The organism is Amycolatopsis sp. DSM 110486, assembly GCF_019468465.1.
GTDB lineage: Bacteria > Actinomycetota > Actinomycetes > Mycobacteriales > Pseudonocardiaceae > Amycolatopsis.
In genome coordinates this window covers 5,661,653-5,673,751 of the sequence record NZ_CP080519.1, presented here as the reverse complement: position 1 = coordinate 5,673,751, position 12,099 = coordinate 5,661,653, and the positions used below count along the sequence as shown (strand labels likewise).

Below are 12,099 nucleotides of genomic sequence, written 5' to 3'. Positions count from 1 at the left end.
CCATGAGCTCCCAGGGACGCACCGAACGGATCCTCGACGCACGCACCCTGCGCGCGCTCGCCCACCCGCTCCGGATGCGCCTTCTGGACCTCCTCGAACGCGACGGCCCCGCGACGGCCACCGGGCTGGGCAAGCGTGTCGGCGAGAGCTCCGGCACCACGTCCTGGCACCTGCGCCAGCTGGCCGACGCCGGATTGGTCGCGGAAGACCCCGGCCGAGGCTCGAAACGCGAACGCTGGTGGAAAGCAGCGCAGGACTCGACGACCATGCGCGCCGGCGACTTCGCGGGCGACCCGGAACTGGCCGGGCACCTGGCTTCGTTCCTGCACCAACTCGTGGTGCAGCGCTACGAGGAGGAGGCGCGGTTCGTCGCTGAGCTTCCACGGTGGCAGGACAACTGGGAACAGAACGCCTCGATGGCCAGCAACCAGCTCTCCCTGACGCCCGAAGAAGCCCGGCGAATGTCCGACGACATCCTCGCCGTGGTCGACCGCTACCGCCGGCCCGCCCGCCCGGGCGACGACGCGGTGGTCACCCACTGGGCCGCGTTTCCCCGCACCGCCCACCCGGAACCCGACGCCGAATCCACCGAAGAACTGGGGACACCATGATTCCGCACGACTTCACCGAACACTTCGTCCACGCCCGTCAGGCCGAACTGCGCGCCGCCGCCGCGCGCCATCACGCCCGGCCCCGCAGCCACACGCCCCGACAACGCCTCGGCTGGCTCCTCGTCCACGCGGGCCTCCGCCTGGTGACCGAACGGAGCGAACGCGCGCCGTTCAGCCTGCCCGCCTGACCCCTGCCTCGACAGGGCTATTCGCCCAGCGACGGGGCCACTGACGCACCGCTATCGGTGAGACGACGCGCGCCCCGCTCACCGACTGGTGCTCCAAAAGCCGCCGGGGCAGGTCGCCGGAAACCCATCGAAAAGCAAGATGGGACCGTTCGCCCTCCGAACGGTCCCATCCAACCAACACCCAACGAGCACCTCAGCACTCGATGACGTTCACCGCCAGTCCACCGCGCGCGGTTTCCTTGTACTTCACCGACATATCGGCCCCGGTCTCGCGCATGGTCTTGATCGCCTTGTCCAGGGTCACCACGTGGCTGCCATCTCCGCGCATCGCCATCCGCGCAGCGTGGATCGCCTTCGAAGCGCCCACGGCGTTGCGTTCGATGCAAGGGATCTGCACCAGCCCACCAACCGGGTCACACGTAAGACCCAGATGATGCTCGACACCGATCTCCGCCGCGTTCTCCACCTGAGCCGGCGACCCGCCCAGCACTTCGGTCAACGCTGCGGCCGCCATGGCCGAGGCCGAGCCGACCTCACCCTGGCAACCGACCTCCGCGCCCGAAATGGAACCAGTCTGCTTGAGGATCGAACCCAGCGCCCCCGCCGTCAGCAGGAAGGTGACGATGCCGTCGTCCGAAGACCCGCGGATGAAGCGCTGGTAGTAGTGCAGCACAGCCGGGATGATCCCCGCGGCGCCGTTCGTCGGAGCCGTGACCACGCGCCCGCCGGCAGCGTTCTCCTCGTTCACCGCCAGCGCGTACAGGCTGACCCAGTCCATGGCGTACAACGGATCCCCGACGCCGTCCTCGGCGATCAGCTTGTCGTGCAACGCCTTGGCGCGCCGCGGGACCTTCAGGCCGCCCGGGAGCACGCCCTCGTGGGCGATGCCCGCCGAAACGCACGCGGCCATCACGTCCCAGATCTCCAGCAAGCCGGCCCGAACCGAAGAAGCGGAACGCCACGCCAGCTCGTTCGCCAGCATGATCTCGCTGATCGGCAGCCCCGTCGCCGCGCAGTGGCCGAGCAGGTCGGCACCGGTGCGGAACGGGTACGGCACCGGCGTCGAGTCCTCCACGAACACCGCGTCCGTCTCGTACGACTCGTCGCGCACGAAGCCGCCGCCCACGGAGTAGTACGTCCGCGTGCGCAGCTCGGAAGAGCCGGAGAAGGCCCGGAACACCATCCCGTTCGGATGCGCCGGCAGAGACTTGCGCCGGTGCATCGTCAAGTCGGCATCCTCGTCGAACGAGATCTCCCGGACGCCACCCAACAGCAGCCGCCCCGAAGACCGGATCGCGGCGACCCGCTCAGGCACCGTCTCCGTGTCGACGGACTCCGGACGCTCACCCGACAGCCCCAGCAGCACGGCCTTGTCACTGCCGTGGCCGAACCCGGTCGCGCCGAGCGAGCCGAACAGCTCCGCCTGCACCCGCGTCACGCGGTCCAGCACGCCCTCGTCGACGAGACCGTCCACAAAGGTCCGCGCGGCCCGCATCGGGCCGACCGTGTGGGAGCTGGACGGCCCGATGCCGATGGAGAACAGATCGAAGACGCTGATCGCCATTGACCCGCCCCTTCCCTCTAGTGTCTGGCCAGCAGCGAGCTGGCCTCTTGCGCTGCGGGGCCTTCGGCCGCGAGGTGCGCCAGGTTCTCCGGCAGCTCCTCACCGCGGTGGGCCTTGGTCTGCGCGTACAGCCGACCCGCCCGGTACGACGAGCGCACGAGCGGTCCCGCCATCACGCCGGCGAACCCGAGCGCCTCGGCTGCCTGCGCGTGCGCGACGAACTCCTCCGGCTTCACCCACCGGTCCACGGGGTGGTGCCGCGGCGACGGGCGCAGGTACTGCGTGATCGTGAGGATCTCGCAGCCCGCCTCGTGCAGGTCCCGCATCGCCGGCTCGACCTCGTCCGCCGTCTCCCCCATCCCGAGGATCAGGTTCGACTTCGTCACCAGCCCGGCCTCACGCGCCTTCGACAGCACTTCCAACGACCGCGCATACCGGAACCCCGGACGGATCCGCTTGAAGATCCGCGGCACCGTCTCCACGTTGTGCGCCAAAACCTCCGGCCGTGAACCGAACACCTCCGCCAGCTGCTCGGGATCCGCGTTGAAGTCCGGGATCAGCAACTCCACGCCGGTGCCCGGGTTCAACTCGTGGATCTGCCGGACAGTCTCCGCGTACAGCCAGGCACCGCCGTCATCCAGGTCGTCGCGCGCGACGCCCGTGATCGTCGAGTACCGCAAACCCATGGCCTGCACCGACTCCGCGACCTTGCGTGGCTCCGTGCGGTCCAGCTCGGCGGGCTTGCCCGTGTCGATCTGGCAGAAATCACACCGCCGCGTGCACTGGTCACCACCGATCAGGAACGTCGCCTCACGGTCTTCCCAGCACTCGTAGATGTTGGGACAGCCCGCTTCCTCGCAGACGGTGTGCAGGCCCTCCCGGCGCACCAAGCCCTTCAGCTCGGTGAACTCCGGCCCCATCCGCACCTTCGTCCTGATCCACGACGGCTTCTTCTCGATCGGCGTCTCACTGTTGCGGACCTCCAGCCGCAGCAGCTTGCGCCCCTCGGGCTGCGCGCTCATCGCGACAGGTCCGAGTACAGCGGGTGCTTCTTCGCCAGCAGCTCCACACGCCCGCGCAGCGTCTGCGCCACGGAGTCGTCGAAGTCCGGCTTCAGCGCCTCGGCGATCACGTCGGCGACCTCGGCGAAGTCCTCTGCGCCGAACCCGCGCGTGGCCAGCGCCGGCGTGCCGATGCGCAGGCCCGAGGTGATCATCGGCGGCCGCGGGTCGAACGGCACCGCGTTGCGATTCACCGTGATCCCCACGGAGTGCAGCCGGTCCTCGGCCTGCTGACCGTCCAAAGCGGACTGGACGAGGTCCACGAGCACGAGGTGCACGTCGGTGCCACCGGTGAGCACACGCACTCCCGCCTCGGCGCAGTCCGAACGCGACAGCCGGTCGGCCAGGATCCGCGAGCCCTCGAGCGTGCGCTCCTGCCGCTCGCGGAACTCGTCGCTCGCCGCGATCTTCAGCGCCACGGCCTTGGCCGCGATCACGTGTTCCAGCGGCCCGCCCTGCTGACCGGGGAACACCGCCGAGTTGATCTTCTTCGCCAGCTCCTCACGGCACAGGATCAGGCCGCCGCGCGGGCCGCCGAGGGTCTTGTGCGTGGTCGTGGTGACGATGTCCGCGTGCGGCACCGGCGAAGGGTGCAGCCCCGCGGCCACCAGGCCCGCGAAGTGCGCCATGTCCACCATCAGGCGAGCGTCGACGAGGTCGGCGATGCGGCGGAACTCCGCGAAGTCGAGCTGGCGCGGGTAGGCCGACCAGCCCGCGATGATCAGCTTCGGCTTGTGCTCCACGGCCAGCCGCTCGACCTCGGCGACGTCGACGATCCCGGTCTCTTTGTCGACGTGGTAGGCCACGACGTTGTAGAGCTTGCCCGAGAAGTTGATCTTCATCCCGTGCGTCAGGTGGCCGCCGTGTGCCAGGTCGAGGCCGAGGATCGTGTCGCCTGGCTTCAGCACGGCGAACATCGCCGCCGCGTTGGCCTGGGCGCCCGAGTGCGGCTGCACGTTCGCGTGCTCGGCGCCGAACAGCGCCTTGGCCCGGTCGATCGCCAGCTGCTCGACCACGTCGACGTACTCGCAGCCACCGTAGTAGCGGCGGCCGGGGTAGCCCTCCGCGTACTTGTTGGTCAGCACCGAACCCTGCGCCTCGAGCACACCCACGGGCGCAAAGTTCTCCGAAGCGATCATCTCCAGCGTCGACTGCTGGCGGTCGAGCTCAGCCGCCACGGCCGCGGCGACCTCCGGGTCCACATCGGACAGGTGGGCGTCGAACGTCGTCATTCAGTTCTCCTGGGTGAGCGCGGCGTACGCGGTCGCGTCGAGCAGCTCCGGGACGTCGCCCGTGAGCCGCACCTTCAGGAGCCATCCTTCGGTGTAGGGGTCGGAGTTCACGATCTCGGGGGTGTCCGATGTGGTCTCGTTCACCTCGACGACCTCGCCGCTCACCGGCGAGTACAGCTCGCTCACGGACTTCGTCGACTCGACCTCGCCGAACACCTCGCCCGCGGTCACCGTGCCGCCCACGGCGGGCAGCTGCACGAACACGATGTCGCCCAGCGACTCGGCGGCGAAGGCGGTGATGCCCACGGTCGCGACGCCGTCCACGACGGACAGCCACTCGTGTTCCTTGGTGTAGGACAGGTTCTGGGGGATGCTCACTGTGCTGGAATCCTTTCAGTGCGGCGCAGCCGCTCCGTTGAGGGTGGCGGTGGGGCGGGGGCTGGGCTCTCAGGCTCGGGAGTAGAAGGGCAGGGCGACGACCTCGACGGGCTCGATCCTGCCCCTGATGTCGACGGAAAGCTTCGTACCAGGCTCGGCGTAGGCCCGATCGACGTACGCCATCGCGATGGGGTAACCCAACGTCGGCGAAAGCGCACCACTGGTCACTTCGCCCACCGAAGCGTCGCCGGAAAGCACGGCGTAACCGTGCCGAGGTGCCCGGCGGCCGGTGGCCCGCAGCCCGACCCGCACGCGCGGAACGTCCGCCTTCGCCAGCTCCTCCAGCGCGGCCCGGCCCACGAAGTCACCCGGCTTCTCGAACTTCACCACGCGGCCCAGACCGGCGGCGAACGGGTTCAGCTCACGCGAGAGCTCGTTGCCGTACAGCGGCATCCCGGCTTCGAGCCGCAGCGTGTCACGGCACGCCAGCCCGCACGGCACGAGCCCGAACGCCTCACCGGCGTCGGTCAGCGCTCGCCACAGCGCCGGCGCCTCGGCTGCCGGCACGTACAGCTCGAACCCGTCTTCACCCGTGTAACCGGTGCGGGCCAGGAGCACGTCGTGCCCCTTCACCACGGCGGGCGCGCTCGCGTAGTACTTCAGCGCGCCCAGGTCCGCGTCGGTCACCGCGGCCAGCACGTCGACCGCGCGCGGGCCCTGCACGGCGATCAAGGCCGTGTCCGCGGACCGGTTCTCCACCACGGCGTCGAACCCGGCCACGCGCTCGGCCAGCGCTTCGGCGACCACGTCGGCGTTGCCGGCGTTGGCCACGACCAGGTACTCCTCGTCGTCGAGCCGGTAGACGACCAGGTCGTCGAGCACGCCGCCGTCGGCGTCGCAGATCATCGTGTAGCGGGCGCGGCCCGGCTTCACGCCGGTGAGATTGCCGACCAGCGCATAGTCGAGCACGTCGGCGGCCTGCGTGCCGCGGACGTGGATCTCGGCCATGTGCGACAGGTCGAACAGCCCGGCCGCCTCGCGCACGGCCTTGTGCTCGGCCAGCTCACTGGCGTAGCGGACCGGCATCGACCAGCCCGCGAAGTCGGTGAACAGCGCACCCAGTCCCTTGTGGACGGCGTGCAGGGAGGTCTCTCGGGCTGCGTTTGATTCAGGCACGAGTCTCAGCCTTCGTACGCGTTGAGGGGCGGGCAGGAGCAGACGAGGTTGCGGTCACCGCGCGCCCCGTCGATCCGGCGCACCGGCGGCCAGTACTTGTTCTTGCGCGACACACCCGCCGGGTACACCGCCAGCTCACGGTCGTAGTCGGCGGTCCACTCGCCCACCAACGTCTCCGCCGTGTGCGGGGCGGCGCGCAGCGGGCTCGTCTCCGCGGTCCAGTGCCCGGCCGCGACCTGGTCGATCTCGTGGCGGATGGCGATCATCGCGGCGCAGAAGCGGTCGATCTCGCCGAGGTCCTCGCTCTCGGTGGGCTCCACCATGAGCGTGCCCGCGACCGGGAACGACATCGTCGGTGCGTGGAAGCCGTAGTCGATGAGCCGCTTCGCGACGTCGTCGACGGTCACGCCGGTGTCCTTGGTGATGCCGCGCAGGTCGAGGATGCACTCGTGCGCGACCAGGCCGTCCTGCCCGGTGTAGAGCACCGGGTAGTGCGGCGACAGGCGGGCGGCGACGTAGTTCGCGGCGAGCACCGCGACCTTCGTGGCTGCCGTGAGGCCGGGCGCGCCCATCATGCGCACGTACGCCCACGAGATCGGCAGGATCGACGCCGAGCCGTAGGGCGCGCCGCTGATCGGGCCGACGCCGGTTGCCGGGCCCGCGGCGTCGAGCAGCGGGTGGTTCGGCAGGTACGGCGCGAGGTGCGCGCGCACCGCGACCGGGCCGACGCCGGGGCCGCCACCGCCGTGGGGGATGCAGAACGTCTTGTGCAGGTTCAGGTGCGACACGTCGCCGCCGAACTCGCCCGGCTTCGCCAGGCCCAGCAACGCGTTGAGGTTCGCGCCGTCCACGTACACCTGGCCACCCCCGTCGTGCACGATCTTGGCGAGCCGCTCGATGCCGTGCTCGTACACGCCGTGGGTGGACGGGTAGGTGACCATGATCGCCGCGAGCGTCTCGCGGTTCGCGTCCACCTTGGCCTGCAGGTCTTCGAGGTCGACGTTGCCCTCGTCGGTGCACTTCACCACGACCACGCGCATGCCCGCGAGCACCGCCGAAGCCGCGTTGGTGCCGTGCGCGGACGACGGGATCAGGCAGACCTCGCGCTCCGGCTGGCCGTTCGCGTGGTGGTAGCCGCGGATGGCGAGCAGGCCCGCGAGCTCGCCCTGACTGCCGGCGTTGGGCTGCAGGGAAACCTCGTCGTAGCCGGTCACCTCGGCGAGCCAGCCCGACAGCTGCGCCACGAGCCGGTGGTAGCCCTCGGCGTCCTCGGCCGGCGCGAACGGGTGGATGCCCGCGAACTCGCGCCAGCTGATCGGCTCCATCTCGGTGGTGGCGTTGAGCTTCATCGTGCACGAGCCCAGCGGGATCATGCCGCGGTCGAGCGCGTAGTCCAGGTCGGCGAGCTTGCGCAGGTAGCGCAGCATCGACGTCTCGGAGCGGTGCGTGCTGAACACCTCGTGGGCCATGAAGCCGCTTTCGCGCACGATGCCACTCGGCAGCGCGGTGGCAGCGGCCCCTTCGGCGTCCACACCGAACGCGCGCAGCACCTGCGCGAGGATGTCCGGGCGGGTGATCTCGTCGCAGGCCACGCGCACGTGGTCGGCGTCGACGTGCCCGAGGTTGATGCCCGCCTCGCGCGCGGCCGCGTGGACCTCGGCGGCGCGGCCCGGAACGTGCGCGACGACCGTGTCGAAGAACGATTCGTGCACGACCTCCACGCCACCGGCGCGCAGGGCCGCGGCGAAGCCCGCCGCCAGCTCGTGCACGCGGGTCGCGATGGCCTTCAGGCCGCCCGGGCCGTGGTACACGCCGTACATCGCGGCCAGCACGGCCGGCAGCACCTGCGCGGTGCAGATGTTCGACGTCGCCTTCTCGCGGCGGATGTGCTGCTCCCGCGTCTGCAGCGCGAGCCGGTACGCCATGTTCCCGTCAGCATCCACGGACACGCCCACCAGCCGGCCCGGCAGCGAACGCTCGAGCCCGGCGCGCACGGCCAGGTAGCCCGCGTGCGGGCCGCCATAGCCCAGCGGCACGCCGAAGCGCTGCGTCGAACCCGCGGCGACGTCGGCGCCGAATTCGCCCGGCGAGGTGATCAGCGTGAGCGCGAGCAGGTCGGCGGCCACCGTGTACAGGGCGCCCGCGGCCTTCGCGGCCTCGGAAATGGCGTGGTAGAAGCCGCGGCCTCGCAGCACACCCGAAGCGCCCGGGTACTGCACGACGACGCCGAAGAACTCTTCCGGAAACCCGGTGAGCAGGTCGCGCACCTGCACGTCGATGCCGAGCGCGGCGGCGCGCGTGCGCACGACCGCGATCGTCTGCGGCAGGCATTCGGCGTCGAGGACGATCACATTGGACTTCGACTTCGACGAGCGCCGCATCAGCGTCATGGCCTCGGCGACGGCGGTCGACTCGTCGAGCATCGACGCGTTGGCTGTGGTCAGGCCCGTGAGGTCGGCGACCATCGTCTGGAAGTTCAGCAGGGCTTCGAGCCGGCCCTGGGAGATCTCCGGCTGATACGGCGTGTAGGCGGTGTACCACGCGGGGTTCTCGAGCACGTTGCGGCGGATCACGCCCGGTGTGACGGCGTCGGAGTAGCCGAGGCCGATCATCTGCGTCATCGGGCGGTTGAGCGCCGCGAGCGCGCGCAGCTCCGCGGTGGCTTCCTCTTCGGACGCCGCGGCGGGAAGGTCCAGGTCACGGGCGCGGATGGCGGACGGGACGGCCGACTCCACGAGGGCGTCCAGGCTTCCGTAACCGCATTCGGCGAGCATCTTGGCCCGCTCGGCCTCGGCGGGGCCGATGTGGCGGGCGTCGAACGGTGTGGAGGTGATGGGAGCTCCTCTTGCCGGGCACCGGGCACAGCGGTGCGCTGGGAACTCCCCCTCTGTCATGGGCACCTGAGAGTTTCACCGCACAGCGCGGCTTTCACCTTGGGTGAGGCGCGGGTGCGCCTGCTTTCCAGAGTGGCCTCGCGCGAAGCGGTAGTGGGTACCTGAGAGATTCCGGGGAGTTTGCTCCTTCGGTGCCCCACCGGTCTCATGGGGGCTCTCCCGCTCCTGCTCGAACGGCCCGGTATTCACGTTTGTGTGCTGGCGGCCACGGTACCTGCCGCTTTGCGCGCCAGTCTACCTCGGACGGTTCACGCCACACCCGCCGAGCCGCGGCTGAAGGTGCGCAGGTGACGGGTCTGCGCGGGGAGCGTCACGGGGACCTTCGTGATCTTCGGCGGCCCTGCCAGCAACGCGCACAGGTCGGCACAGCGCGTGAGCAGTACGGCGAGGTCGCGCAGCTCCTCGTCGTCGGTCCCGAGGCAGGACTGGGCGCACAGCGACAGCAGCCGCGCGGCCTCGCCGCACATCGCCTTCACGGACATGCGCACCATCGCGACGTCGGCGGCCATTCCGGAACAGCGGTCGAGCGTGTCGGCGCACAGGCGCGACATCGACGCCGCCGCGAGCATGACCGGTCCCATCGTGGCCGGCTCGCTGCCAGGGTCGGCTTGTTCGGCTCGCCTCGCGAACGCCCGTTCGCACCGCACCCGGCACAGTTCGCAGAGGTCGGCGACCTCCTGCAGCATCGGAGACGCTTCGCGGATCGGCATGGCACCCGCCCGGACCGGGCGACCGGGCCGGTCGCCGCGGTTCCGGTCTACCCACCGCGAAACCGGACAGGGGGCGTCGCCACCGGAACAGGCGGAAGATCAACCCGTCCCGGTGACGTCTGTCCGAAAGCTCTGTCCAAAGGCTCTGTCTAAAGCGGAGTGACGTACGCGCCCGAAATGCCACCGTCCACGAGGAACTGCGACGCCGTGATGAAGCTGGCGTCGTCGCTGGCCAGGAATGCCACCGCGGCCGCGATCTCCTCCGGCTCGGCGAACCGGCCGACGGGCACGTGCACCAGCCGCCGCGCGGCGCGTTCCGGGTCCTTCGCGAAGAGCTCCTTCAGCAGCGGCGTGTTCACCGGTCCCGGGCACAGCGCGTTGACGCGGATGTTCTCCCGCGCGAACTGCACGCCGAGCTCGCGGCTCATCGCGAGCACCCCGCCCTTCGACGCGGTGTAGGAGATCTGCGAGGTCGCCGCACCCATCACGGCCACGAACGACGCCGTGTTGATGATCGAGCCCTTGCCCTGGCGCTGCATGTGCGGCAGCGCTGCCTTGCAGCACAGGTACACCGAGGTCAGGTTCACGCGCTGCACGCGCTCCCACGCCTCGAAGCCGGTGGTGAGGATCGAGTCGTCTTCAGGAGGCGAAATGCCGGCGTTGTTGAACGCGACGTCGACCGCGCCGAACTGGTCCACGGCCGCCTGGAACAAGGCCTCCACCTGCTCGGGATCGGTCACGTCGGCCTGCACGAACAGGCCCCCGACCTCGTCGGCCGCCGCCTTGCCCTGCTCGGGCGTGAGGTCGCCGATCACGACCTTCGCGCCCTCGCTCGCCAGCCGGCGCGCCGACGCGAGGCCGATGCCGCTGGCCCCGCCTGTGATCACGGCGACGCGGCCCTCGAAACGCTGCACCATCTCTCTCATTCCTCCGTGCTCAGGAAAACGTTCTTCGTCTCGGTGAAGGCCGTCGGCGCGTCGGGGCCCAGCTCACGGCCGAGGCCCGACTGCTTGAACCCGCCGAACGGCGTCCAGTACCGCACCGACGAGTGCGAGTTCACCGAAAGGTTCCCCGACTCCACCCCGCGCGCGACGCGGAAGGCCCGCCCGACGTCGCGCGTCCAGATCGACCCGGAGAGGCCGTAGTCGGTGTGGTTGGCCATGCGGATCGCGTCGGCCTCGTCGTCGAACGGCACGACGGCCACGACCGGGCCGAAGATCTCGTCGGCGGCCAGCGGGTCGGCCAGGCTCGCCGGCGTCACGACGGTGGGCGCGAACCAGTAACCCGGCCCTTCGGGCGCGCTACCGCGAAACGCAACAGGTGTCGCGTCGGTGACGTACGACGACACCTTCGCGTGGTGCGCCGCGGAGATCAGCGGGCCCATCTCCGTGCCGTCGTCGCCGGGATCGCCGACGACCACGCCCTGCACGGCGGGCTCCAGCAGCTCCATGAACCGCTCGCGGACGCGGCGCTGCACGAGGATCAGCGAACGCGCGCAACAGTCCTGGCCGGCGTTGTCGAACACGCCGTACGGCGCCGTCGCGGCGGCCTTCTCCAGATCGGCGTCGGCGAACACGACGTTGGCGTTCTTGCCGCCCAGCTCCAGGGTCACGCGCTTCACCTGCGCCGCGCAGCCGGCCATGATCTGCTTGCCGACCTCGGTGGAGCCGGTGAAGACGACCTTGCGGACCAGCGCGTGGTCCACGAACCGCTGCCCCACCACCGAACCCTTGCCCGGCAGGACCTGGAACACGTCCTCGGGGATGCCGGCCTCGCGCGCGAGCTCGCCGAGGCGGATCGCGGTGAGCGGCGTGAGCTCCGCGGGCTTGAGCACCACGGTGTTGCCGGCCGCGAGCGCCGGCGCGAAGCCCCAGCCCGCGATGGGCATCGGGAAGTTCCAGGGCACGATCACGCCGACTACGCCGAGCGGCTCGTGGAAGGTCACGTTCACCCCGCCGGGCACCGGGATCTGTTGCCCGATCAGGCGTTCCGGGGCCGCGGAGTAGTAGTTCAGGACGTCGCGGACGTTGCCCGCTTCCCACCGCGCGTTGCCGATGGTGTGACCGGAGTTGGTCACCTCGAGGCGCGCGAGGTTCTCGAGGTCGGCCTCGACGGCGTCGGCGAAGCGGCGCAGCAGCCGCGCGCGATCACCGGGGGCGACGGCTCGCCAGGCGCCGAACGCGGCGTGCGCGCGGGCGATCGCCGCGTCGGCCTCCTCGGCGCTCGTGAGCGCGACCGACCGCACCACCTGTTCGGTGGCGGGGTTGATCACGTCGAACATCCTC

Annotated in this window: 11 protein-coding genes and 1 riboswitch; of the genes, 2 read left to right on the top strand and 9 right to left on the bottom strand. The window is 70.3% G+C overall.

Annotation, left to right across the window (positions count from 1 at the left end; genetic code table 11):
* Nucleotides 1-2 precede the first annotated feature (2 nt).
* Nucleotides 3-611, top strand: a complete 609-nt coding sequence (locus K1T34_RS27555) for a helix-turn-helix transcriptional regulator (protein WP_220237691.1) — start codon at nucleotides 3-5, stop codon at nucleotides 609-611.
* Nucleotides 608-799, top strand: a complete 192-nt coding sequence (locus K1T34_RS27550) for a hypothetical protein (RefSeq protein WP_220237690.1) — start codon at nucleotides 608-610, stop codon at nucleotides 797-799. Before K1T34_RS27555 ends, K1T34_RS27550 begins: the two co-directional genes overlap by 4 nt.
* Nucleotides 800-992: 193 nt before the next feature.
* On the opposite strand, the gene K1T34_RS27545 is transcribed toward K1T34_RS27550, so the two are convergent.
* The 9 genes from K1T34_RS27545 to K1T34_RS27505 all read right to left on the bottom strand — a co-directional run bounded on the left by K1T34_RS27545 (nucleotide 993) and on the right by K1T34_RS27505 (nucleotide 12,095).
* Nucleotides 993-2,363, bottom strand: a complete 1,371-nt coding sequence (locus K1T34_RS27545; RefSeq protein WP_220237689.1) for an L-serine ammonia-lyase — start codon at nucleotides 2,361-2,363, stop codon at nucleotides 993-995.
* Between the two features lie 17 nt (nucleotides 2,364-2,380).
* A complete protein-coding gene (gene lipA / locus K1T34_RS27540) occupies nucleotides 2,381-3,385 on the bottom strand; it encodes a lipoyl synthase (protein WP_220237688.1) in 1,005 nt (334 codons plus the stop codon).
* A complete protein-coding gene (gene glyA, locus K1T34_RS27535) occupies nucleotides 3,382-4,656 on the bottom strand; it encodes a serine hydroxymethyltransferase (protein WP_220237687.1) in 1,275 nt (424 codons plus the stop codon). Before glyA ends, lipA begins: the two co-directional genes overlap by 4 nt.
* Nucleotides 4,657-5,034: a glycine cleavage system protein GcvH gene (gene gcvH, locus K1T34_RS27530; RefSeq protein WP_220237686.1), complete on the bottom strand. Its 378-nt coding sequence runs from the start codon at nucleotides 5,032-5,034 to the stop codon at nucleotides 4,657-4,659.
* Nucleotides 5,035-5,103: 69 nt separating this feature from the next.
* Nucleotides 5,104-6,210, bottom strand: coding sequence for a glycine cleavage system aminomethyltransferase GcvT (gene gcvT / locus K1T34_RS27525; RefSeq protein WP_220237685.1), 1,107 nt, complete (start codon nucleotides 6,208-6,210; stop codon nucleotides 5,104-5,106).
* A gap of 5 nt (nucleotides 6,211-6,215) precedes the next feature.
* Nucleotides 6,216-9,104, bottom strand: a complete 2,889-nt coding sequence (gene gcvP, locus K1T34_RS27520) for an aminomethyl-transferring glycine dehydrogenase (protein WP_220237684.1) — start codon at nucleotides 9,102-9,104, stop codon at nucleotides 6,216-6,218.
* 78 nt (nucleotides 9,105-9,182) lie between these two features.
* A riboswitch (glycine riboswitch) is annotated at nucleotides 9,183-9,276 on the bottom strand.
* Nucleotides 9,277-9,352: 76 nt separating this feature from the next.
* Entirely contained in the window at nucleotides 9,353-9,814 is a 462-nt protein-coding gene (locus K1T34_RS27515; protein WP_220237683.1) for a hypothetical protein, read from the bottom strand.
* Between the two features lie 149 nt (nucleotides 9,815-9,963).
* Nucleotides 9,964-10,731, bottom strand: a complete 768-nt coding sequence (locus tag K1T34_RS27510; RefSeq protein WP_220237682.1) for a 3-oxoacyl-ACP reductase — start codon at nucleotides 10,729-10,731, stop codon at nucleotides 9,964-9,966.
* Nucleotides 10,732-10,736: 5 nt separating this feature from the next.
* Nucleotides 10,737-12,095, bottom strand: a complete 1,359-nt coding sequence (locus K1T34_RS27505) for an aldehyde dehydrogenase (RefSeq protein WP_220247438.1) — start codon at nucleotides 12,093-12,095, stop codon at nucleotides 10,737-10,739.
* Nucleotides 12,096-12,099: the final 4 nt, after the last annotated feature.

Bases quoted from the DNA above. Each gene is read 5' to 3' on its own strand.
- K1T34_RS27555 (WP_220237691.1), top strand. From the start codon at position 3: ATGAGCTCCCAGGGACGCACCGAACGGATCCTCGACGCACGCACCCTG.
- K1T34_RS27550 (WP_220237690.1), top strand. From the start codon at position 608: ATGATTCCGCACGACTTCACCGAACACTTCGTCCACGCCCGTCAGGCC.
- K1T34_RS27545 (WP_220237689.1), bottom strand. From the start codon at position 2,363: ATGGCGATCAGCGTCTTCGATCTGTTCTCCATCGGCATCGGGCCGTCC.
- lipA (WP_220237688.1), bottom strand. From the start codon at position 3,385: ATGAGCGCGCAGCCCGAGGGGCGCAAGCTGCTGCGGCTGGAGGTCCGC.
- glyA (WP_220237687.1), bottom strand. From the start codon at position 4,656: ATGACGACGTTCGACGCCCACCTGTCCGATGTGGACCCGGAGGTCGCC.
- gcvP (WP_220237684.1), bottom strand. From the start codon at position 9,104: ATGACAGAGGGGGAGTTCCCAGCGCACCGCTGTGCCCGGTGCCCGGCA.
- K1T34_RS27515 (WP_220237683.1), bottom strand. From the start codon at position 9,814: ATGCCGATCCGCGAAGCGTCTCCGATGCTGCAGGAGGTCGCCGACCTC.
- K1T34_RS27510 (WP_220237682.1), bottom strand. From the start codon at position 10,731: ATGGTGCAGCGTTTCGAGGGCCGCGTCGCCGTGATCACAGGCGGGGCC.
- K1T34_RS27505 (WP_220247438.1), bottom strand. From the start codon at position 12,095: ATGTTCGACGTGATCAACCCCGCCACCGAACAGGTGGTGCGGTCGGTC.